Here is a 21,667-nt window from a genome sequence, read left to right as displayed (position 1 = left end):
GCGAGACCGTCTGAGACGCTGGCTGCATGGGACACACAGACGAGAGCACCACCGCCACCAGTATCGACCCGGCCGACCGCCGCTTCGCTGCGGTGCGCGGCAGCGAGCGCCAGCTGTCCGGGATCCGGCCGCAGAGCCTCGCCGAACGCCTCGCCGACCTCTCGGGCGAGGCCGGACAGGCCGCGTTCGACCTGGACGGGCGCCCCGACGTCTACGGCGACGGCATCGTCACCGCGCTGGAGGACCGGGTCGCCGAGCTGCTCGGCACCGAGGCCGCGGCCTTCTTCCCGACCGGCACGATGGCCCAGCAGGTCGCCCTGCGCTGCTGGGCGGAACGGACCGGCAACCCCTTGGTGGCGATGCACCCGCTCGCCCACCCCGAGGTGCACGAACGCCAGGCGTACTCCCAGTTGACGGGCCTGCGCTCGGTCTGGCCCACCACCGCGCCGCGGCTCCCCTCCGCAGCCGAAATTGCCGACTGCGACGAGCCGTTCGGCACCCTGATGCTGGAACTGCCGCTGCGCGACGCGGGTTTCATGCTCCCCACCTGGGACGAACTGGCGGCGACCGTCGCGGCGGCGCGCGAGCGGGACGCAGTGGTCCACTTCGACGGCGCGCGGCTGTGGGAGACCGAGCCGCACTTCGGCCGCAGCCTGCCGGAGATCGCGGGCCTGGCCGACTCGGTCTACGTCTCGTTCTACAAGACCCTCGGCGGCATCAGCGGCGCCGCGCTGGCCGGACCCACCGAGTACGTCGCCCAGGCGAGGGCCTGGCGGCACCGCTACGGCGGCCAGCTCTTCCAGCAGTGGCCCGCCGTGCTCTCCGCGTTGGTCGGGCTGGACCGTGAACTCCCGCGCCTGGACGCGTACGTGGACCACGCGAAGACGGTCGCCACAGCGCTGTCGGCTGCGCCGGGCGGACGGGTGCATCCTGCGGTGCCGCAGACGCACCAGTTCCAGTTCTGGCTCCCGTACCCGGCGGACCGGCTGAACGAGGCGACGCTCCGCCAGGCGGAGGAGTCCCGGCGGGTCCTGTTCGGCGGCTGGCGGGACTCGGCGGTGCCGGGGCTGTCGCTGACGGAGATCACGGTGGCGGGCCCGGCACTGGAGTGGACCGAGGAGGACGTCGCGGACGCGCTCAAGGAGTTCGTGACACTCCTCGGATGAGTTGCCATCGCCCCTAGGGGTGATGGCAACGTCCCACCGTGCGAAGACTTATCCGCCCGCCTGGACGAGCCCGGTCTCGTACGCCAGGACCACCGCCTGAACCCGGTCGCGGAGATCCAGCTTGGTCAGGATCCTTCCGACGTGCGTCTTGACCGTCGCCTCCGACAGGCCCAGGCCTTCCGCGATCTCGCCGTTGGAGAGCCCCTGGGCGACCAGCAGGAGGACCTCGCGCTCACGTTCCGTCAGGCGTTCCAGCTCCGGGGTGAGCTTGGGGGCTGATGCCGACGGCAGCACTGCCGTGAAGCGGTCGATCATCCGTCGGGTGGTGGTCGGGGCGACCACCGCCTCGCCGCTGCTGACGGCGCGGATCGCGGCGACCAGCTCCGTCGGCGGGACGTCCTTCAGCAGGAACCCGCTGGCACCGGCCTTCAGCGCCGAGAACGCGTACTCGTCCAGGTCGAAGGTGGTCAGGATGAGCACCCGCGGCGAGGACGCCAGCGGGACCGAGCCGTCGCAGATGCGGCGGGTCGCCTCCACGCCGTCGAGGCGGGGCATGCGGACGTCCATCAGGACCACGTCGACGGGGGTCTGCGCAAGCACCTCCAGGGCCTGCGCGCCGTCGCCCGCCTCCGCGACGATCTCGATGTCGGGCTGCGACTGCAGCACCATGCGGAAGCCGGTGCGCAGCAGCTCCTGGTCGTCGACCAGCATGATCCGGACGGTCACCCAGAACCCTCTTCTCTATCCTCGCGTCGGACTCAGGTCAGATCTTCGCCGGGCCGAGCGGCAGCACGGCCTCGATACGGAAGCCGCCGCCACTGCGCGGGCCGGCGTCCAGGCTGCCGCCGACCATGCCGACCCGCTCGCGCATGCCGATCAGGCCGTGGCCGAAGCCGTCCTCGCCACCCCCTCGGGCCAGCTCCGCGCTCGCGCCGCGGCCGTCGTCCTCGATGATCATGGCCAGGTCGCCGTCATGGAACCGCAGCTGCACCTTGGCGGAGGCCTCCGGGCCGCCGTGCTTGCGAGCGTTGGTGAGCGCCTCCTGGACGATCCGATAGGCCGTCAGCTCGACGCCGCGCGGCAGCGGCCGGGGCTCGCCCTCGATCCGGAACTCGACCGGCAGGCCCGCGCTGCGGACCTGCTCCAGCAGGTCAGGGAGCTGCTCGACGCCGGGCTGCGGCACGTACTCGCCGACGCTGTCCTCCGCCCGCAGCAGACCGAGCAGGCGGCGCATCTCCGCCAGCGCCTGGCGGCCGGTGCCGGCGATGGTGGCCAGCGCCTCCTTGGCCTGCTCGGGCGAGGAGTCCATGACGTAGGAGGCGCCGTCCGCCTGGACGATCATCACCGAGACGTTGTGGGCCACCACGTCGTGCAGCTCACGGGCGATCCGGGCGCGCTCGGCAGCGACGGCGATCTTGGCCTGGGCGTCGCGCTCACGCTCCAGCCGGGCGGCGCGGTCCTCCAGCTGCGCGTAGTAGGCGCGGCGGATGCTGGTGAAGCGCCCGAGGACCCAGCTGAGCACGAACGGCGTCGACGCGACCAGCGAGATCACGGTCAGCGTGACGATCCCGTGCTGAGGTCCACTGTTGAAGGCGAGGATCGCGAACGGGCCGGACAGGAACGCCAGCACCAGCGCGCACCGCGAAGTCCAGGGGCGGCCGAACGCGGCGGCGCCGTAGGTGAGGACCAGCAGCGCGATGTCGGAGGGGTAGACGTTGTTGCCGTACGCCATCTGCGCGAAGGCGAGCGCGACAGCCGTCCACATGGCGGCGTCCGGATAGATGCGGCGGACGCACATCAGGCAGCAGAGCGCGAAGGCCAGCAGGAGCTGACCGATGCTGCGCTGGCCGATCACTCCCATCAACGACAGCAGGAACACCAACGCGGCCCACGCGGTGTCGGACACCGTGGGGTGGCGGCGGAACCAGCTGTAGAGGAGTTGCACGATTACAGACTAGGCAGCGCGGAGCGCCCGAACCGTCCGCCGTCGGGCGGACTCGGGCATCCTCCGCAGGTCGGAGTTGGTTGGCTTCGGCACCCGCTGGGATGGTGGAGGGATGAGCGATGGTGGGGCCGTGAACGATGGTGGGGCCGGGAACAGCATGGTGCCGTGGCGGCAGGCGACGGAGGCGGCCCTCTACGGGCCGGACGGGTTCTTCGTCCGACCCGACACCGAGCAGCCTGGGGGCCCGGCCGCGCACTTCCGCACGTCGGTGCACGCCAGTCCGCTCTTGGCCCGGGCGGTGCTGCGGCTGGTCGAGTGGGTGGACGAGGGCCTGGGCCGCCCGGACCGCCTGGTCGTCTGCGACGTCGGCGCCGGTCGCGGCGAGCTGCTCGCCGCGCTGGCGCAGCTCACCGACGGGACCGAGCTCGGCGCGCGGCTGGAACTGCGCGCGGTCGAGCGCGCCGCCCGCCCGGACGGGCTGCCGGACGCGATCGCGTGGGGTGCGGAGATCGAACCGCTCCCCCACGGCCTGCTCTTCGCCAACGAGTGGCTGGACAACGTGCCGGTGGACGTCGCCGAGCTCGCCGACGACGGCGAGGACGACGAGGACGGCGGGGACGGGGTGCCCCGCTACCTGCTCGTCGACCCGGCGACCGGCGAGGAGCAGCCGGGCCCGGGGCTCACGCCCGAGGACGCGGCCTGGCTGGCCGCGCAGTACCCGGACCTCCCGCCCGGCGGCCGGGCGGAGCTGGGTCTGCCCCGGGACCGGGCGTGGTCCGAGGCGGTCGCGGCGCTCGGCCGGGGCCTCGCGGTGACCGCCGACTACGCGCACACCCGCGACGCCCGTCCTCCGTTCGGCACCCTCACCGGCTACCGGAACGGTCGGCAGGTCGCCCCTCTCCCGGACGGCAGCTGCGATCTGACCGCGCACGTCGCCCTCGACTCCTGCCTGGACGCCGCCGCCCGCACGAACCCGCGCGTCACTCACAGCCTGTGGACGACGCAGCGCGCGGCGCTGCGGGCGCTCGGCGTCTCCGGGGCCCGTCCCCCGCTGGCGCTGGCCTCCAGCGACCCGACCGGATACCTGCGCGCGCTCTCCGCCGCCGGGGAGGCGGCCGAGCTGATCGCGGTCGGCGGGCTGGGCTCCTTCCTCTGGGGCGCACAGGCTGTGGACATGGAGATCCCGGTGGGATGGCAGACTCTGTGTCCATGAACCCTGTGCCCATGAAGGAGACGACGGTCGGCATCGGCGCGGGCGCCGCCGCGACCGAGCTGGGCACGAGCGACATGGTGCTCAACATCGGGCCGCAGCACCCCTCCACCCACGGCGTGCTGCGGCTGAAGCTGCACCTGGACGGCGAGCGGATCACCGCGGCGGAGCCGGTCATCGGCTACATGCACCGCGGCGCGGAGAAGCTGTTCGAGGCGCGGGACTACCGCCAGATCATCATGCTGGCCAACCGCCACGACTGGCTGTCCGCCTTCGGCAACGAGCTGGGCGTCGTCCTCGCGGTCGAGCGGATGCTGGGCATGGAGGTCCCCGTCCGGGCCACCTGGACCAGGACGCTGCTGGCCGAGCTGAACCGGGTGCTCAACCACCTGATGTTCCTCGGCTCCTACCCGTTGGAGCTCGGCGGGATCACGCCGATCTTCCACGCCTTCGAAGAACGCGAACGGCTCCAGGCCGCGCTGGAGGAGGCCTCCGGCGGCCGGATGCACTACATGTTCAACCGCGTCGGCGGCCTCAAGGAGGACCTGCCCGCCGGCTGGTACGGGCGGGTGCGCGGCGCAGTCGCCGCCGTGCGGGCCAAGACGGAGGTCTTCGACCGGCTGGTGCTGGGCAACGAGATCTTCCGGGCCCGGACGACCGGCGTCGGTGTGCTGCGTCAGGACCTGGTCCACGCCTACGGGCTGAGCGGGCCGATCGCCCGCGCCTCCGGCGTCGACTTCGACCTGCGCCGGGACGAGCCGTACCTGGCCTACGGCGAGCTGGCGGACGTGCTGCGGGTGCCGACCCGGGAGACCGGCGACTGCCTGGCCCGGTTCGAGTGCCTGCTGGAGCAGGTCCACAACAGCCTGGACCTGGCCGACGCCTGCCTGGACCGGATCGCCGAGCTGCCGCCCGGTCCCGTCAACGTGCGGCTGCCCAAGGTCCTCAAGGCCCCGGAGGGCACCACCTACGCCTGGACCGAGAACCCCCTCGGGGTCAACGGCTACTACCTGGTCTCGCGCGGCGACAAGACCCCGTGGCGGCTCAAGCTGCGCTCGGCGTCCTTCAACAACCTGCAGGTGCTGAGCGAGATCCTGCCGGGGACGTTGGTCCCGGACATGGTCGCCATCCTGGGCTCGATGTTCTTCGTCGTCGGCGACGTCGACAAGTAGCCGCAGGCAGTTCCAGGAACGAACCGAGCCCCGCTCCCACCGATGGTGGAGCGGGGCTCTGTCGGTCGGCGGCTCAGAGCGCGCGGGATGCTCAGACCGCGCGGATGGCGCGGACGTCGATCGGCTCGGTCTCGTCCTCGGCGGTGAGGTCGACCAGCGCGTGCTCGATGCGCTCGCGTGCGTGGGTCGGCAGGACCGAGGGCGCGGCAGGTGCGGCCACGTAACCGGCCTGGGCGGCCACTGCCTCGTCGCCGACGACGTCCGCGGTGTCCGCTTCCGTCGCTGCGAGGTCGGCAGCGAGAGAGGCGGTGACGGACGCGGTGGCGGACGCGTCCTGCTCACCGAGCTTGGCGCCTATCGCCGTCTCCTGGCGGGAGAAGAAGTTGAACGTGCCCGTCGCCCGGTCCTGACGCGGCATCACGTTCGGCGGCACGGCCGCGGCCGGACGCAGCGGGGGCAGGGCGGCCCGCGCCCAGGCCGGCGCCATCGCGGCCGAGGGCTCGACGCCCGAGGCGACGGACTGCCCGGCACCGGACATGTAGGGGGCGACGAGCCCACGCTGGGCCGCGCCCGAGCCGGTGAGGGCGGTGGCGCCGGACGGCTGACGCCCCGTCGCCGCCTGCCGCGCGGCGAACGCGTCCAGGGCCGAGCCGGGCTGAGGCCGATCCGCCTGAGTGGACCGCTCCTGCTCGGCCGCAGGCTGCTGGGCCTCCGTCGGGCGGTCGGCCGCTGCGGCCGGAAGTTCTTGACGAATGCTCACCGAATCGGCGCCCCGCGGGGCCCCCTGCCGGGCGTCCTGCGCGGCCGACTTCGGTGCGGACTGCGCCGGGATGCCCGGGTTCGGCGCGACCGGCGCCGGCGGAACCGGGACCTGAGCGACCTGCGTGACCTGGGCCGTCTGGGCGACCTTCGGGAGCCGGGGCTGACGCAGCGCCAGCGTCGCGCCGGCCTCGGCCTGTTCCGCGCGCCGCTCCATGCCGCGCAGGGCGGAGGCGGCCCGCAGGTAGAGGGTCGGCGTCGGCTTGGTGCCGCGCTTGGCGGCCTCGCGGCTCTGGCCGGCCTCGGCGTCACGCAGCGCCTGCTCCGCGGCGACCCGGGCCCGCTCGCGCAGCAGGTGGCCGTTGGCGGCCTCGGCCTGGGCCACCTGGCTGCGGTGCGCGAGAACCCGGCGCTCCAGCCGCTTGACCTGCTCCTCGGCGACCTCGGACTGGTACTCCAGCTCCGCGATCCGATCCTCGAAGCGCTCCTGGTCCCGGGTACGGGCGGACTGCTCGGCCGCGAGGTCCAGCTCGGCCGCGCGTTCGCGCTGGCGCAGCAGCGCGGCCGTGGCGCACGCGCCGACTGCGACGCTGATCACCAGGACCCGCTGCACGGTCAGACTGTTCGTGAGCAAGGCCGCAGCGAGTGCGGCGAGCGCCAGAACGGTACAGGCGAGCGAGGGGAGCGTCCGGCGAAGCGACGAGGCTTGGCGGTGGCGACCACGAGACATGGCCAAAAATCTAGCGTGATCGTCCGACTTATGTCAGGCGAGGGGTCAAATACACCCTTGACAGACGGTGGACACGGCCGTCAGTGGCTCGTTCGCTGACACATTCACTGACTTTCCTGACACATTCGCCGTCACTCGGACCGATGCGGGTCCCGCTCGTCGTCGTCCTCGGGGAGCTTGCAGACATGCTGGATCCAGAGCCCGGCGGCCATCACGGCGACGCCCGCGACCACCGCGAAGAGGGCGGTGAGCGCCTGGCCCTTACGGGCCGGGGCATTGCTCATCAGGCTGAGCAGGAACACGCCCATGCCGCCGTAGACGCCCGTCACCAACGCCGCGACCAGGGCGCTGGCCTGGCCCAGCACCACCGCGCGGGCAGCCGACAGCGGATCGACGCCCTTGGCCCCCGGCACCCGCTCGCGCTGGGCGCGCAGCCGCCCGCGCAGCGAGATCGCAGTCGCGGCAAGCACGACCGCGATCACCGCCAGCACGATCGGGGCAGCCGCCGGAACGCCCGGCAGTGTGCCCACCGAGTTCCACAGGCGCGCGCCGGCCCAGCACAGCACCCCCGCGACCAGGGTGATCACGGTCAGTACGAGCGGGCGAAGCGGCTTCACAGCGGTCCCTCCAAGCCAGGATGCGCTCTACCGTACCTGCCGCACGACACGCTGACGCGAGGTCAGCGCGGTGCGGCGGGCCGGTGGGGCCCAGGCCCGGAGCCGAGCGCTGCTGCGCTCAGCGCGGCAGGTGCAGCGCGAGGTCCTCGCGGCGGCGGACGCCCTCCTCGCCGACCACGGCGAGCAGCTCGGCGACGCGGCCGCGGCCCGGCAGCTCGGCCTCCGGCTCGGCGTCGAACCACGGGGCGAGCACGAAACCGCGCTCGTGGGCGCGCGGGTGCGGCAGGACCAGCTCGGGGACGTCCTGCTCGACGCCCTCGTACGCGAGGATGTCGACGTCCAGTGTGCGCGGGCCCCAGCGGACCTCGCGGACCCGGCCGAAGGCGTCCTCGATGGCGTTGGCGCGCTCCAGCAGGGAAAGCGGCGGCAGCGTGGTCTTCAGCACCAGCACGGCGTTGAGATAGGCGGGCTGGTCCTCCGGACCGCCGACGCCCTCGGTCTCGAAGACCGCAGAGACGGACTTGACCCGGACGCCGGGGGTGTCCTCCAGCAGGTCGACCGCGCCCTGGAGGGTCTCCAGGCGGTTGCCGAGGTTGCTGCCGAGGGCGATGACCGCGCGGCGGGGGTTGTGCAGGGTGGTGTCGGCCGAGTCGACTGCGGCCTTGATCTCGGCCGGGACCGGCGAGGCAGTGGGGTCGGGCGTCATGGGAATCATGGGACTCATCCGCGGCTCCGAACGATGGTGATGGTGACGTCGTCGAAGGGGACGGTGATCGGCGCGTCCGGCTTGTGCACGGTGACCTCCACCTCCTCGACGGCGGCGTGCGTGAGGCACTGGTCGGCGATGCGCTGGGCGAGGGTTTCGATGAGGTCCACCGGGTCTCCGGTGACGACGGCGACGACCTCCTCGGCAACGACACCGTAGTGTGCCGTCGCCGCGAGCTCGTCGCCCGACGCGGCCTTGCGCGTGTCGACGCCGAGCACCACGTCGACGACGAAGGTCTGGCCGTGCTCCCGTTCACGCGGGAACACCCCGTGGTGGCCACGGGCCCGCAGGCCCTTGACCGCAATCCGGTCGAGCATGTGACGACTCCCTGTGGTCCGGCTCACCGACGACACACGCGGGAGCGATCAGGCTTCTTTGCCTACGGGTCCAAGCTACCTTGCAATGCTGACAATCCCGCGCGGCCCCCTTGTGAATCCCAGGGGCGCGCCCTGTAGCCAACGAATACGACCGGAATGCCCACCTGACGCACACAGCCCTACGGCTCAGACCGCCCCGCCGGCGTCGTCCCCGTCGTCACCGTCCTCGCCGCCACCGGTGAGCACCGGGGAACCGTGGTGCGACCAGAGCCGCCAGCCCTCACCCGTACGTCGGAACAGGTTCGTCGCGACCGCCTGTCCCCCGACCAGGGGACCCAGCTCGCCCTCGGTCTCGACGTCGCCGCTGGAGAGGATGTTCTCGGTGCAGGTGACAAGTGCCACATCGCCGAGCACCTCGACCTCGACGTCGGTCAGGAAGAACTGGATGTAGTCGGTGTGGGCCATGATCAGCGCGTACGAGCGCAGCACCGAGGCCCGCCCGCGCAGCACCGGCCAGCCCGGGTGGACGCAGACCGCGCCGTGCACGTCGTCCGCGTCCGCGCCGGACACCCAGGCGTCCGTGAGGGCGTCCAGGTCGCCCTCCTCCAGGGCGGTGTAGAGAGCCAGGTTGGCCTCGGTGACGGCGGCGACGTCCGCGTCGCTGCCCGTGGGGACGCCGGTCACCCGGCGGCTCGCCCGTCCCGCAGCTGACGCGCCTCGCGCAGGGCGGCCTCGACCCGCACCCCGTCCGCGCTGGCGGTCACCTCGTGCACCCGCACGGCCCACGCCCCACCGGCCGCGGCCAGCGCGGTGACCGCGGCAGTCGCGGCGTCCCGCTCACGCGCGGGGCGCAGCTCGCCCGTGCGCGCGTCGGCCAGCAGCGTCCCGAGGAAGCGCTTGCGCGAGGCCGCGACGAGGACCGGCCGCGAAAGCCGGGCCCAGGCGTCGAGCCGGGCCAGCAGCGCCCAGTCGTCCTCGCGGGTCTTGGCGAAGCCCAGCCCCGGGTCGACGATCACCTGCTCCGGGCGCACGCCGCCCGCGACGACCGCCTCCATCTGCTGCTCGACCTCGCGGACCACCTCGCCGACGACGTCCTCGTAGCGGGCCAGGGCGTCCATCTCGGTCGACTGGCCACGCCAGTGCATCACCACAAAGGGGACACCCGTCTCCGCCGCGACCTTGACCATCGTCGCGTCCGCGCGCCCGCCGCTGACGTCGTTGATCACCTTCGCCCCGGCGGCGACGGCCGCGTCCGCGACGGCGGCACGCATGGTGTCGACGCTCACCACCACGCCCTCCGCGGCGAGGCCGCGCACGACGGGCAGCACGCGCCGGAGCTCCTCCTCCTCCGTCACGCGCTTGGCCCCGGGACGGGTGGACTCCCCGCCCACGTCCACGAGATCGGCTCCACGCCGCGCGAGCTCGACGCCGTGGGCGACGGCCTTGTCCGGATCGAGCCAGAGCCCTCCGTCGGAGAAGGAGTCCGGGGTGACGTTGACGATGCCCATCACCCCACAGCGGCCCCAGTCAGGCAGCCCGGGGAGGGTACGGCGCGGAGTTTCCATGCCCTGATTATCCCGCCAGGCGCTCCGCTGAAGTTCCGGCGGCCAGATGCACTTTCCCCGCGCCCCCAAAGAAACCGCAACTACCTGGGGGCCGGGATGGTGATCGCCTCGTTGGGGTCGGAGACCGCCCGTTGGAAGCGCCGGAGCGACTTCGGCAGCTCCATGACGATGAACGCCTCCGCCTGGAGCGCCGCGATACCGATGCGCGGGAGATCCGAGGCGCTCGGGTAGACCAGGAACCGCGGTTCCCAGATCGGGCGGAACTTCGCGTTGAACTTGTACAGCGACTCGATCTGGAACCACCGCGACAGGAAGACCAGCAGCCCGCGCCACGCCCGCAGCACCGGGCCCGCACCGATCCGCTCGCCGCGCGCCAGCGCCGAGCGGAACATCGCGAAGTTGAGCGAGACCCGGTTGACGCCCAGCGACGGACCGGCCTCCAGCGCCTTGACGATCAGCAACTCGTTCAGGCCCGGGTCGGCGTCGCGGTCGCGCCGCATCAGCTCCAGCGAGATGCCGTCCTTGCCCCACGGCACGAAGTGCAGCACGGCCCGGATGTCCGAGGCTCCCTCGGGCGCCCCCTCGACTGCCTTGTGCGCGGTGACGACCACACAGCCCTCGTCGCGGACGTCGCCGAAGCGGCCCAGCGCCATGGAGAAGCCGCGCTCGGTCTCCGTGCCGCGCCAGGTGTCCGCGGCGTGACGGATCGCCTCGCGCTCCGTCGCGTCCAGCTCCTCGACGCGGCGGACCCGGCACTCGTAGCCGGCCCGCTCGATGCGCTTCACCATCTGGCGGACGTTGCGCATCGCGCGGCCCTCCAGCGTGAAGTCGGCCACCTCGACGATGGCCTCGTCGCCGATCTCCAGCGCGTCCAGGCCCGCCTCGCGGGTCCAGACCTCGCCGCCGGTCTCGCTGCAGCCCATCACGGCGGGGACCCAGGCGTGCCGGTAGGCCTCCTCCATGAAGCACTTGATCGCGCCCGGCCACGCCTCGACGTCGCCGATCGGGTCGCCCGAGGCGAGCATCACCCCGGAGACGACGCGGTAGGCCACCGCCGCCTTGCCGGTGGGCGAGAAGATCACGCTCTTGTCGCGCCGCAGCGCGAAGTAGCCGAGCGAGTCGCGGACGCCGTGCTTGACCAGCAGCTCGCGGACCCGCTGCTCCTCGGACGCGTCCAGCCGGGCGACCGGCTTGGACGGGCGCAGCGCCAGCCACGCCGTGCTGACCGCGGTGAACAGGCCGAGGCCGGCCAGCGAGTAGTAGACCAGGTCGCCGGTGCGGTCACCGACGTACGAGATCGGGCCGCCGATGCCGAGCAGGCCCCAGAAGACCTCCCAGAATCGTTCCCGCAGTGTGGGATCGCCCACGGTCGTCTTGGCGTGCGAGCTGACGATGATCAGGCCGAAGCCGAAGCTCAGCGCGAGCATCAGCACGAAGTTGAACAGCGCCCGCCAGCGCGTCCGCGGGTCGGACAGGGCGTAGAACTCGCGGTGGTTGACCAGCAGCAGCACCCAGACGACCAGCGAGATCACCGCGGTGCCGGTGTGGTGCCAGCGCAGCAGCTCGACCAGGGCGCCGACCGGCAGCAGCACGGCGACGGCACGGAACGCCCGCGCCTTACGGCGGCGCAGCGCGTGCGCCAGCATGATCAGCAGGATGCCGACGACCAGGGACGCGGCCGTGGCCAGCGTGGTGACCGTGCCCGGCAGCAGGCTGGCGATCTTGTGCGCGTCGCTCTCGCGGAAGTGCGGCTCGAGCCCGGCGACGATGTCGAAGATGCCGATCAGGGCCGTGGCGTAGCCGACTGCACGTGGCACCCAGGGACGGGAGACCTTGGGGATCGGCAGGCCCTTGCGGGTCGGTCGCTCGGTGGCCACGGGTTCACTCATGGGAGCAAAGCGTAGACGCACAGGTAAGGACTTGGTTCCCGGTGGGACATCCTAGGTGATGAGCGCACATGAATAGCAGGCGTACGGGGACTACAGTGCGGGTGCTCAGGAACCGCTCAGGCATGCTGGAACGTCGGAGCTCCGGACCCGAACCACCAATCGGGTCGGAGCAGGACACGCCGCGTCGCCGGACAGCGACGGGCGGTCATCGGGACAGAGGTTTGGGCGCAGGCACGACATGGGACTCACCAGCAAGAAACTGGAGCTGCTCGTCGCACTCCTGGCGATCGCCAGCTTCGTCGGAACGGTCTGGCTCTGGCCCAGGCTGAGCGGGCGCAACTGGAAGGCCGTCAGCGGACGGGTCGGGACCCTGCTGCTGAGCCAGGTGCTGAGCCTGGTGGCGATCGGGCTGGTCGCGAACAACTGGGGCGGCTTCTACAGCTCCTTCAGCGACCTCTTCGGCACGGACCAGGGTCCGGCGCCGACGATCGTCGACCACACCAAGCAGACGTCGGACGGCAAGGGCGCGGGCAGCGTCACCGTCCAGGCCAGCAAGCCGGTCGCGCTCCAGCTGGGCGGCTCGGACGCCGGCGCGAGCGGCGGCTCGGTCCAGCAGGTCGCCATACAGGGCGGCTCGACGGGCCTGACCGAGCCCGCGTTCGTCTACCTGCCGGCCGCGTACAAGGACCCGGCGAACGCGCACAAGAAGTTCCCGGTGATGGTCGTCTTCACCGGCTACCCGGGCACGCCGGACAACCTGATCTCGCGGATGAAGTACCCGACGATCGCCGCGCAGGACATCTACCGGAAGAAGATGCCGCCGACGGTGATGGTCCTGATGCGGCCGTCCGTGGTGATGCCGCGTGACAACGAGTGCCAGGACGTCCCCGGTGGGCCGCAGGCGCAGACCTTCTTCTCGAAGGACCTGCCGCGTGCGCTGGCCACGCAGTACAACGTCTCCACCGCGGGCAGCGCCTGGGGCGTGATCGGCGACTCGACCGGCGGCTACTGCGCGCTGTCGCTCGCGATGCGGGAGCCCGGCTCGTTCACGGCTGCGGCGTCGCTCTCCGGCTACTACAAGGCCGCTGAGGACTCCACCACGGGCAACCTGTTCGGCGGCAGCCAGGACCTGCGGAACCAGGCCGACCTGATGTGGCGCGTGGCCCACCTGCCGGCGGTGCCGGTGTCGCTGCTGGTGACCAGCAGCAGGACCGAGGCGGACTACAAGGACACGCAGGCGTTCATCAAGGCGGTCGAGGCGAAGCCGCCGTTCGCGATCTCCTCGCTCTTCCTGGCCTCCGGCGGCCACAACTTCACCACGTGGAACCAGGAAACCCCGCTGGCCCTCCCGTGGGTCGCCAACCACCTCCTCGTCCCCACGGGCACGGGTACCGCCTGAGCTGGTCAGCAAGCGGGGAAGTTGCACTTTCCTCAGGGGCGCGGGGAACTGCGCGAGAAACCACTGACGAGCGGATGGCCCTGCACGTTCGGGGCTCTACCTGAGTGGGTGGCTTGTCGCGCAGTTCCCCGCGCCCCTGATAGTGCAACCGCCCACGCGCCGAAGACTCAGCGTCCGATGATCAGGCTCATGGCCTCGGCGCGGGTCTTGCCGTCGCGGAGCTGGCCGCGGACCGCGGAGGTCATCGTCTTGGCGCCGGGCTTGCGGATGCCGCGCACGCTCATGCACATGTGCTCCGCCTCGATGACCACGATCACGCCGCGGGCCTCGAGGATCCGCAGCAGGGAGTCGGCGATCTGCGTCGTCAGACGCTCCTGCACCTGGGGCCGGCGGGCGTAGACGTCCACCAGGCGGGCCAGCTTGGACAGGCCGGTGATCTTGCCGTTCTCGGCAGGTATGTAGCCGACGTGCGCCACGCCGTGGAACGGCAGCAGGTGGTGCTCGCAGCAGGAGACCAGCTCGATGTCCTTGACCAGGACCAGCTCGTCGTGGCCCAGGTCGAAGACGGTGGTCAGCACGTCCTCGGGCTCCTGGAAGAGCCCCGCGAAGATCTCCTTGTACGCGCGCGCCACGCGCGCCGGCGTGTCCTGCAGGCCTTCGCGGTCGGGGTCCTCACCGACGGCGATGAGCAGTTCGCGGACCGCGTCCTCCGCGCGCTTCTGGTCGAACTCCCGGACGGCACCGGACGAACCGTCGATGGTTACCGGGTCGATCATGGGCGGTTCTCCTCAGAACGATCAGAACGAAAAACGTCGGACAAACGTACTGCTGCCCCAAGGCTAATAGCCTCGGGGCAGCAGCATTCATTCCGGACGCCCGTGACAGGCGCCTTACGGGTTACAGCTCAGGCTGGTCCAGTCCCGGCAGCGGCGGGAGCGTGGTGCCCTTGTCCAGGGACGGGGCCGCGTCGCTGACGCCGTTGGTGAGGGACAGCTCGCGCGGCGACTGCACCGGCGGGCGAGTGGACGGGGTCCGACGCGGCGAGCCGGTCCAGGCCGGACGCGGCGGACGCTTGACGATCGGGGCGAAGATCTCGGCGAGCTGCTCCTTGTTCAGGGTCTCCTTGTCGAGGAGCTCCAGAACCAGGGTGTCCAGCACGTCGCGGTTCTCGACCAGGATCTCCCACGCCTCGTTGTGGGCGTTCTCGATCAGCTTCTTGACCTCCTCGTCCACCAGGGCGGCGACCTCTTCCGAGTAGTCGCGCTGGTGGCCCATCTCACGGCCCAGGAAGGGCTCGGAGGCGTCGGTCCCGAACTTGATCGCACCGAGGCGCTCGGTCATGCCGTACTGCGTCACCATGGCCCGCGCGGTGGCGGTGGCCTTCTCGATGTCGTTCGACGCGCCGGTGGTCGGGTCGTGGAAGACCAGCTCCTCCGCCGCGCGACCGCCCATCATGTAGCCGAGCTGGTCGAGCATCTCGTTGCGCGTGGTCGAGTACTTGTCCTCGTCCGGCAGCACCATCGTGTAACCGAGGGCGCGGCCGCGGGAGAGGATCGTGACCTTGTGCACCGGGTCGCTGTTGGGCGAGGCCGCCGCGACCAGGGCGTGACCGCCCTCGTGGTACGCGGTGATCTTCTTCTCCTTGTCGGACATGATCCGCGTGCGCTTCTGCGGACCCGCCACGACGCGGTCGATCGCCTCGTCCAGGGTGTTGTTGTCGATCAGCTTCTTGTCACCGCGGGCGGTGAGCAGCGCGGCCTCGTTGAGGACGTTGCTCAGGTCGGCGCCGGTGAAGCCGGGGGTGCGACGGGCGACGGCCTGCAGGTCGACGTCCGGGGCGACCGGCTTGCCCTTCTGATGGACCTTGAGGATCTCCAGGCGACCGATCAGGTCGGGCCGGTCCACGGCGATCTGGCGGTCGAAGCGGCCCGGACGCAGCAGCGCCGGGTCGAGGATGTCGGGCCGGTTGGTCGCCGCGATCAGAATCACGCCGCCCTTGACGTCGAAGCCGTCCATCTCGACGAGCAGCTGGTTCAGCGTCTGCTCGCGCTCGTCGTGACCACCGCCGAGGCCGGCGCCGCGGTGGCGGCCGACCGCGTCGATCTCGTCGACGAAGACGATCGCCGGGGCGTTCGCCTTGGCCTGCTCGAACAGGTCGCGGACGCGGGAGGCGCCGACACCGACGAACATCTCGACGAAGTCCGAACCGGAGATCGAGTAGAACGGCACCCCGGCCTCGCCGGCGACGGCGCGGGCCAGCAGCGTCTTACCGGTTCCGGGCGGGCCGTAGAGCAGCACACCCTTGGGGATCTTGGCGCCCACGGCCTGGAACTTGGCCGGTTCCTGCAGGAACTCCTTGATCTCCTGGAGCTCCTCGACGGCCTCGTCGGCACCCGCGACGTCCGAGAACGTCGTCTTCGGGGTGTCCTTGGTGATCAGCTTCGCCTTGGACTTGCCGAACTGCATGACGCGCGAGCCGCCGCCCTGCATCTGGTTCATCAGGAACAGGAAGACCACGACGATCAGCACGAACGGCAGCAGCGACAGCAGGATGCCGACGAAGGCGTTCTGCTTGTCCTGCTTGACCGTGTAGCTGCCGAGCTGGCCCTTGTCCACCGACTGCTGCAGGTTGGTCTGCAGGTCCGCCGCGAACTGGTCAGAGGCGTACTGCGCCTGGATCATGTTCGTTCCGTCGACGGTCTTGCCGTTCTTGAGCTGAACCTTGATCAACTGACTGTCGCCGGTCGTGACCTGCACCGACTGGGCGTTGCCCTGGTCGATCTGGCTGATGACCTGGCTGGTGTCCTCGGTCTTGTAGCCCTGGGTCGAGGAGACGACCTGCATCAGCACGACTACGGCGAGGACGGCCAGAACAATCCACATCACCGGCGCACGGAAGTATCGCTTCACGTCCATCCATGCGGGGCGACCAGAGCCGCCCCGTCCCTCCTGCCACTGTGCGGCACCTCGCGGCTCCACGCCGGGCGGTGCGTCCTATGTCTGTGTTTGTCCTCGACCGTCCCCGATAGGAACAGCGAATTATTGGACGGTACCGCAGCCATTCTCCATCTGAACGATTGCGTTCCCGTGTCAAACGGCTCTTCCCAGGGTCCAACGGAGGGAAACCGGACACTGTTCCCGCCCGGTCCACTCCGCGTGGACGACCTGGTGAGAGGTCGGGTGAGAAAGTTCCTCAGCCGCCGTAGACGTGCGGCGCGAGCGTGCCGACGAAGGGGAGGTTACGGAACTTCTCCGCGTAGTCCAGGCCGTAGCCGACCACGAACTCGTTGGGGATGTCGAAACCGACGTACTTGACGTCGATGGACACCTTGGCCGCGTCCGGCTTGCGCAGCAGGGTGCAGACCTCCAGGGAGGCCGGGTTGCGCGACTGCAGGTTGCTGAGCAGCCAGGACAGGGTCAGCCCGGAGTCGATGATGTCCTCGACGATCAGCACGTCCCGGCCGGAGATGTCGGTGTCCAGGTCCTTGAGGATGCGGACCACGCCGGACGACTTGGTCCCCATGCCGTAGGAGGACACCGCCATCCAGTCCATGGTCAGGTCCGAGTGCAGGGTGCGGGCGAGGTCCGCCATCACCATGACCGCGCCCTTGAGCACGCCGACGATCAGCAGTTCCTTGCCCGCGTAGTCGCGGTCGATCAGCGCGGCGAGTTCCGCGAGCTTGGCGTCGATCTCGTCCTTGCTGATGAGCACCTTGGCAAGGTCGGTGCCCATGTCCTTCTCGTCCACCCGTGCTACTTCCTCAGAGCTGGAGATCATGGAGATCGCAGAGTCGTCCACCCTGCGGCTGCATGCTCAACCTTACGGGAGCGACTCAGGCACTCAGGCACGCCGGAAGGGCTCAGGCACGCCGGAACGTGAGGCGGCCCGACTGGCGGCGCATCCGCACGTTGCCGGGCAGGTGCACCGGGCCCTGGCCGCGCCAGGAGGTGACCAGCAGGTCCATGGCCTCGACGTGGCGGGCGAAGAGCTCTCCGCCGGGCGCACCCGCGTCCAGCGCGGCGCGACGCAGCACCCGGCGGCGGACCGCGGCGGGCAGCTCGGCCAGGCGCGGGGCGTCCAGGCCGTCGGGGTGGCTGACGTCGGTCTCCACCTGGGCCGCCCAGACGTCCAGGGCGTCGGCGTCGTCGCGGAAGAGCCGGGCGGTCCGGGCCAGGGCCTCGACCACGCCGCCGCCCAGGTGCTTCTCCAGCACCGGCAGCACCTCGTGGCGGACGCGGGCACGGGCGTAGGCGGGGTCGATGTTGTGCGGGTCGTCCCAGACCGGCAGGTCGAGCACGGCGCAGGCCTGGCGGGTGGTGGCCCGGTCCAGCTCCAGGAAGGGGCGACGGTAGCGGCCGGTGACGGCGGGCATCCCGCTGAGCGAGCGGGTGCCGCTGCCGCGGGCGAGGCCGAGCAGGACGGTTTCGGCTTGATCGTCGCGGGTGTGGCCGAGGAGGACGGCACGGGCACCATGGCGCTCGGCGGCGGCGGCGAGCGCGGCGTACCGGGCGTCCCGGGCGGCGGCCTCGGGGCCGCCGTGGCCGCGGGCGGCGGGGACGTTCACGCCGAGGGCGTCGACCGGGTCCAGTCCGAGGGCGCGCAGCCGGGTGGCGACCTCCAGGGCGCGGGTGGTGGAGCCGCCCTGCAGGCCGTGGTCGACGGTCACGGCGCCGGCGCGGACGCCGAGCTTGGCGGCTTCGAAGACGGTGGCGGCGGCGAGCGCCATGGAGTCGGCGCCGCCGGAGCAGGCCACCAGCACCAGCGGCGCGGAGTCGGCGGGGCGCGGCCGTGGCTTTCGGTACTTGGCGTGACGGGGATCCACGTCACCGACTGAAGTCAGAAGAGGGCGCGGGCCGGCGGCGCGCAGCGCCTCGTCAGATGGGTGGTGGTGGGAGACGGGGGGGCGGGCGTCAGGTTGTTCCGCACCGGCGAAGGTGGCCGGAACGGCGGGGATGTCGTCGGCGAACTCGGCAAGCACCCGGCGCACCGCCAGGCGTATCGCCGCCACTGCGGGGTGGGGACCCATGGTCGATCACTCCTCGGAGCGTGCGGTTGGGGAGCAGGGCCTCCGCAGGAGGCTGCCGCATCTTCTCATACCCAGAGTGACCGGCTGGTCGCAGATCGTCGCAGAAGTCACGTCCGACACGCTGTTGCGTCGTCGTCGTGCATCTTCTGTTCCCGCGTTCGAGTGAACCGGCCTCGAAGACGGACCGGAGTTGACGCCGGCTCAGCGGTGCATGCGGGCCACCCAGGCGGCCGGATTGTGGATCTCCTCCTTGGTGGGCAGGGTGTTCGGGGACGTCCAGACCTTGTTGAAGCCCTCCATGCCGACGGCGTCCAGCACCGCGTTCACGAAGACCGCGCCGTCCTGGTACTGCCTCAGCTTGGCGTCCATGCCGAGCAGGCGGCGCAGCAACAGGTCCATCCGTCCGGCGCCCTTGGCCCGGCGCTGCTGGAACTTCTCCCTGATCTCCCCCACGCTCGGCACGACCTGCGGGCCGACCCCGTCCATCACCACGTCGGCATGGCCCTCCAGCAGCGACATGACGGCCGTCAGCCGGCCGAGGATCTCGCGCTGGGTCGGCGTCTGCACCACCTCGACCAGGTTGCTGGGGCTCTGCCCGCCGCCGCTCAGCGCCTCGCGCAGCCGCTCGACCAGGGTGGCCGGGTCGATCTCGGTCTCCGCCAGGAATGCCTGGATCTCCCCCTCGATGTGGTCGCGCAGCCACGGCACCGAGGTGAACTGGGTGCGGTGGGTCTCCTCGTGCAGGCAGACCCAGAGGCGGAAGTCGTGCGGGTCGACGTCGAGTTCGCGCTCGACGGCGACGATGTTCGGGGCGACCAGCAGCAGTCGGCCGGGCGGCGTGGCCGGCTTGTCCATCGCGGAGAGGTCGGCGGGCACGTCGGCCGGGGCGAAGGTCTCGTACTGGCCGAGGACCTTGGTGGAGAGGAACGCCAGCAGCAGGCCCAGCTCGACGCCGGTCACCTTGCCGCCGACCGCGCCCAGCGCGGCTCCGCCCGGCGTGGCGGCCCTGCGGGTCGCCATCTTCTGCACCAGCGGGGAGATGACGGTACGGAACCCGGCCACGTTGGCCTTGATCCAGCCGGGCCGGTCCACGACCAGGACCGGCGTCCCGCCGTGTGGCGAGCTCAATCTGGTGTACTCGCGGACGTGGGCCTCCGCCTCGCGGGCGTGCGCGCGCAGCTCGGCGACGGCGGCGCGGGCCTCCTCGCGGGTGACCTCCGGTCCGGGCCGCGCGAAACGGCTCGCAGTGGCGACCGCGAGATCCCAGTCGATCATGTCCGTGCCCTTGCTACCGCTGTTACCGCTACCACCGGCGCTCGTCATGCGTTCAACCGTACGTTCTCTTCGGCGTTCTGGGGACCGTATGCGGCCGCGCGCCCGCGCCGTGTGCCCTGCCCCGGGTGCCCTGCCTCGTGTGCCCTGCCCGTCGCCTACCCGCCGCAGCCGCACTGGGCGACGGCGGAGGCGAGGCGGTCGAGGCCGTCGCGGGCAGTGGTGGCGTCGCCACCCGCGTGGGACATGAACGCGAAGGCGAGCAGCCGTCCGCTGCGGTCGACCACCAGCCCGGCCAGGGTGTTGACGGTGGTGAGCGAGCCGGTCTTGGCCCGGACCACGCCGAGTCCCGCCTCGGTGCCGTCGCCGCCGTAGCGGTTGTCGAGCGTGCCGGTGAACCCGGCCACCGGCAGGCCGGTGACGATGGAGCGGAGCTCCGGGTGCGCGGGCGAGGCGTCGAGGACGAGCAGCTGCGTCAGCACCCGTGCCGGGACCGCGTCCTGGTCGCTGAGACCGCTGGCGTCGAAGAGCCGGGCCGAGCCCCAGGTCACGCCCAGACGGGTGAGCGTCGACATCACCGCGGTGACGGCGCCCGAAAAGGTGACCGGCTGGTGGGCGGCGACGGCGCAGGCGTGGCCGAGCGACTCGGCGATGTCGTTGTCGCTGTTGGTCAGCATCTGCTCGACGACGTCGCTGAGCGGCGCGCTCTGCACCTGCGCCAGGGTCGCCGCACCGGCCGGGGCCGTGCCCTCGGTCGGGGCCGGGTCGGCCTGGACCCCGTCGGCGGCCAGCGCCGCGGCGAACTGGGCGGCGGCGTGCGCGGCCGGGTCCGACCAGCGCGGGGCGTTCTCGGTGCTGGTCGGGTCGATCCGGCCCTCGTCCGCGGTCAGCGCCTGGACCAGCGCGATGTTGTCGTTGACCCCGATCGGGTGCAGCGCGGGCCCGCCGAAGAGCGAGATGTCGTAGTGCAGCGCGATCGGGGCGCTCGCCGCTGCCTTGGAGCCAGGGTTCTGCGCGTGGGCAGGCTGCTCCGCCCGCAGCGCGGTCGCGGTGGCGGCGGCCAGGGCGGTGAGACTGTCCGGGCCGCTGCTCGCGCTGAGCGTCGCGTCACCGCCACCGACCAGCACCAGGCCGGTGCGGGCGTTGCCGACGACGCGGGTGGTGAAGGTGTGGTCGGGACCGAGCAGGGTCAACGCGGCGGTGGCCGTGGCGAGCTTGTTGGTCGAGGCGGGCGTCTGCGGCTGGTCGGCATCGGAGCTGTAGAGCGTCCGGCCGTCGGCGACGTCGACCACGTCCGCGGTGACGGTGCCGAGCGTGGGGTCCGCCAGCGGTCCGCCGAGGGCGCTGCTCAGTCCGCTCTGCGTCGGCAGTCCGGCGGTGCCGACCGTGGCGCCCACCGGGGCCAGCACGGCGGCGGCCTGCTGCCAGGACGGCCCGGCGGGCTTCGGCACGCCGTGAGCGCCGCCTGAGGCACCGCCTGTGGCACCGCCGAGCGCCTGCTCGCTGACGCGCTGGCCGCCCGCCCACGGGCCGGTCACGGTGATCAGCACGAGCGCGAGCACCAGGCCGGTCCCGCCCGCGATGCCGGCCACCTGCCGGGTCGGTGCGTACGCGTATCGGCGCCCGATCCGCGTCGCGTGCGGCAGCAGCGGGCGCAGCCGCGTCCCGAGGGTCCGCGCGGTCGTCACCGCCTGCGCTCTGGTCCGCACGGTCACCCGTGCCGCCTGCTCCTTCGTCCGCTCTCTCGTCCGGGCCCATGCCCGAGCCGTCGTCGCAGCCCGTGCCACCCACACGGCCTGCGCCGTTGCCCGCCAGTTCCCCATCCGGCCCTTC

General features: G+C 71.6%; 19 protein-coding genes. 4 read left to right on the top strand and 15 right to left on the bottom strand.

Features of this window, described 5'->3' with window-relative positions; genetic code table 11:
• Positions 1–26: 26 nt before the first annotated feature.
• Entirely contained in the window at positions 27–1,166 is a 1,140-nt protein-coding gene (locus ABH940_RS23435; protein WP_370106104.1) for a low specificity L-threonine aldolase, read from the top strand.
• A 48-nt stretch (positions 1,167–1,214) separates the two neighbouring features.
• Here ABH940_RS23435 and ABH940_RS23430 read toward each other — a convergent pair whose 3' ends face one another.
• Both ABH940_RS23430 and ABH940_RS23425 read right to left on the bottom strand, forming a co-directional pair.
• Positions 1,215–1,892, bottom strand: coding sequence for a response regulator (locus ABH940_RS23430; protein WP_370067379.1), 678 nt, complete (start codon positions 1,890–1,892; stop codon positions 1,215–1,217).
• Positions 1,893–1,929: 37 nt separating this feature from the next.
• A complete protein-coding gene (locus tag ABH940_RS23425; protein WP_370067377.1) occupies positions 1,930–3,111 on the bottom strand; it encodes a sensor histidine kinase in 1,182 nt (393 codons plus the stop codon).
• A 112-nt stretch (positions 3,112–3,223) separates the two neighbouring features.
• Here ABH940_RS23425 and ABH940_RS23420 point away from each other — a divergent pair, with 112 nt between their 5' ends.
• Positions 3,224–4,324, top strand: coding sequence for an SAM-dependent methyltransferase (locus ABH940_RS23420; RefSeq protein ID WP_370106103.1), 1,101 nt, complete (start codon positions 3,224–3,226; stop codon positions 4,322–4,324).
• 11 nt (positions 4,325–4,335) lie between these two features.
• Positions 4,336–5,493: an NADH-quinone oxidoreductase subunit D gene (locus ABH940_RS23415; protein ID WP_370067373.1), complete on the top strand. Its 1,158-nt coding sequence runs from the start codon at positions 4,336–4,338 to the stop codon at positions 5,491–5,493.
• Between the two features lie 91 nt (positions 5,494–5,584).
• On the opposite strand, the gene ABH940_RS23410 is transcribed toward ABH940_RS23415, so the two are convergent.
• From ABH940_RS23410 to ABH940_RS23380, 7 genes are all read right to left on the bottom strand, one after another.
• Complete coding sequence (locus tag ABH940_RS23410; protein WP_370067371.1) at positions 5,585–6,982, bottom strand: hypothetical protein; 1,398 nt, start codon at positions 6,980–6,982, stop codon at positions 5,585–5,587.
• Positions 6,983–7,113: 131 nt separating this feature from the next.
• A complete protein-coding gene (locus ABH940_RS23405; RefSeq protein ID WP_370067369.1) occupies positions 7,114–7,599 on the bottom strand; it encodes a DUF3180 domain-containing protein in 486 nt (161 codons plus the stop codon).
• 118 nt (positions 7,600–7,717) lie between these two features.
• Complete coding sequence (gene folK, locus ABH940_RS23400; protein WP_370067367.1) at positions 7,718–8,305, bottom strand: 2-amino-4-hydroxy-6-hydroxymethyldihydropteridine diphosphokinase; 588 nt, start codon at positions 8,303–8,305, stop codon at positions 7,718–7,720.
• Between the two features lie 14 nt (positions 8,306–8,319).
• Positions 8,320–8,682: a dihydroneopterin aldolase gene (gene folB / locus ABH940_RS23395; RefSeq protein ID WP_370067365.1), complete on the bottom strand. Its 363-nt coding sequence runs from the start codon at positions 8,680–8,682 to the stop codon at positions 8,320–8,322.
• Between the two features lie 186 nt (positions 8,683–8,868).
• Positions 8,869–9,366, bottom strand: a complete 498-nt coding sequence (locus tag ABH940_RS23390; protein WP_370067363.1) for a nuclear transport factor 2 family protein — start codon at positions 9,364–9,366, stop codon at positions 8,869–8,871.
• Positions 9,363–10,247, bottom strand: coding sequence for a dihydropteroate synthase (gene folP / locus ABH940_RS23385; RefSeq protein WP_370106102.1), 885 nt, complete (start codon positions 10,245–10,247; stop codon positions 9,363–9,365). The genes ABH940_RS23390 and folP overlap by 4 nt, the downstream gene beginning before the upstream one ends.
• Before the next feature lie 80 nt (positions 10,248–10,327).
• Positions 10,328–12,136, bottom strand: coding sequence for a phosphatidylglycerol lysyltransferase domain-containing protein (locus tag ABH940_RS23380; protein ID WP_370067359.1), 1,809 nt, complete (start codon positions 12,134–12,136; stop codon positions 10,328–10,330).
• Between the two features lie 238 nt (positions 12,137–12,374).
• Here ABH940_RS23380 and ABH940_RS23375 point away from each other — a divergent pair, with 238 nt between their 5' ends.
• A complete protein-coding gene (locus ABH940_RS23375; protein WP_370067357.1) occupies positions 12,375–13,535 on the top strand; it encodes an alpha/beta hydrolase in 1,161 nt (386 codons plus the stop codon).
• Positions 13,536–13,702: 167 nt separating this feature from the next.
• Here ABH940_RS23375 and folE read toward each other — a convergent pair whose 3' ends face one another.
• The 6 genes from folE to dacB form a co-directional block, all read right to left on the bottom strand.
• Positions 13,703–14,311, bottom strand: coding sequence for a GTP cyclohydrolase I FolE (folE, locus tag ABH940_RS23370; protein ID WP_370067355.1), 609 nt, complete (start codon positions 14,309–14,311; stop codon positions 13,703–13,705).
• A 121-nt stretch (positions 14,312–14,432) separates the two neighbouring features.
• Positions 14,433–16,451: an ATP-dependent zinc metalloprotease FtsH gene (gene ftsH, locus ABH940_RS23365; RefSeq protein ID WP_370067353.1), complete on the bottom strand. Its 2,019-nt coding sequence runs from the start codon at positions 16,449–16,451 to the stop codon at positions 14,433–14,435.
• 277 nt (positions 16,452–16,728) lie between these two features.
• Complete coding sequence (hpt, locus tag ABH940_RS23360) at positions 16,729–17,313, bottom strand: hypoxanthine phosphoribosyltransferase (RefSeq protein ID WP_370067350.1); 585 nt, start codon at positions 17,311–17,313, stop codon at positions 16,729–16,731.
• A gap of 82 nt (positions 17,314–17,395) precedes the next feature.
• Positions 17,396–18,562, bottom strand: coding sequence for a tRNA lysidine(34) synthetase TilS (gene tilS / locus ABH940_RS23355; protein WP_370067348.1), 1,167 nt, complete (start codon positions 18,560–18,562; stop codon positions 17,396–17,398).
• Positions 18,563–18,763: 201 nt separating this feature from the next.
• Complete coding sequence (locus tag ABH940_RS23350; protein ID WP_370067346.1) at positions 18,764–19,885, bottom strand: zinc-dependent metalloprotease; 1,122 nt, start codon at positions 19,883–19,885, stop codon at positions 18,764–18,766.
• Positions 19,886–19,992: 107 nt separating this feature from the next.
• The gene (gene dacB / locus ABH940_RS23345; RefSeq protein ID WP_370067344.1) at positions 19,993–21,549 is read right to left on the bottom strand and encodes a D-alanyl-D-alanine carboxypeptidase/D-alanyl-D-alanine-endopeptidase; all 1,557 of its coding nucleotides are present in this window, start codon (positions 21,547–21,549) and stop codon (positions 19,993–19,995) included.
• Positions 21,550–21,667: the final 118 nt, after the last annotated feature.

The organism is Streptacidiphilus sp. BW17, from assembly GCF_041262485.1.
In the GTDB taxonomy this organism is placed as follows: Bacteria; Actinomycetota; Actinomycetes; order Streptomycetales; family Streptomycetaceae; genus Streptacidiphilus.
Note: the sequence above shows the minus strand (reverse complement) of the source record. Positions and strands in the feature narration are given on the sequence as shown.

Coding starts and splice junctions, on each gene's coding strand:
- ABH940_RS23435 (WP_370106104.1), top strand. CDS start 27: ATGGGACACACAGACGAGAGCACCACCGCCACCAGTATCGACCCGGCC.
- ABH940_RS23420 (WP_370106103.1), top strand. CDS start 3,224: ATGAGCGATGGTGGGGCCGTGAACGATGGTGGGGCCGGGAACAGCATG.
- ABH940_RS23415 (WP_370067373.1), top strand. CDS start 4,336: ATGAAGGAGACGACGGTCGGCATCGGCGCGGGCGCCGCCGCGACCGAG.
- ABH940_RS23410 (WP_370067371.1), bottom strand. CDS start 6,982: ATGTCTCGTGGTCGCCACCGCCAAGCCTCGTCGCTTCGCCGGACGCTC.
- folK (WP_370067367.1), bottom strand. CDS start 8,305: ATGACGCCCGACCCCACTGCCTCGCCGGTCCCGGCCGAGATCAAGGCC.
- folB (WP_370067365.1), bottom strand. CDS start 8,682: ATGCTCGACCGGATTGCGGTCAAGGGCCTGCGGGCCCGTGGCCACCAC.
- folP (WP_370106102.1), bottom strand. CDS start 10,247: ATGGAAACTCCGCGCCGTACCCTCCCCGGGCTGCCTGACTGGGGCCGC.
- ABH940_RS23380 (WP_370067359.1), bottom strand. CDS start 12,136: ATGAGTGAACCCGTGGCCACCGAGCGACCGACCCGCAAGGGCCTGCCG.
- ABH940_RS23375 (WP_370067357.1), top strand. CDS start 12,375: ATGGGACTCACCAGCAAGAAACTGGAGCTGCTCGTCGCACTCCTGGCG.
- folE (WP_370067355.1), bottom strand. CDS start 14,311: ATGATCGACCCGGTAACCATCGACGGTTCGTCCGGTGCCGTCCGGGAG.
- ftsH (WP_370067353.1), bottom strand. CDS start 16,451: ATGGACGTGAAGCGATACTTCCGTGCGCCGGTGATGTGGATTGTTCTG.
- hpt (WP_370067350.1), bottom strand. CDS start 17,313: ATGATCTCCAGCTCTGAGGAAGTAGCACGGGTGGACGAGAAGGACATG.
- tilS (WP_370067348.1), bottom strand. CDS start 18,562: ATGGGTCCCCACCCCGCAGTGGCGGCGATACGCCTGGCGGTGCGCCGG.
- ABH940_RS23350 (WP_370067346.1), bottom strand. CDS start 19,885: ATGACGAGCGCCGGTGGTAGCGGTAACAGCGGTAGCAAGGGCACGGAC.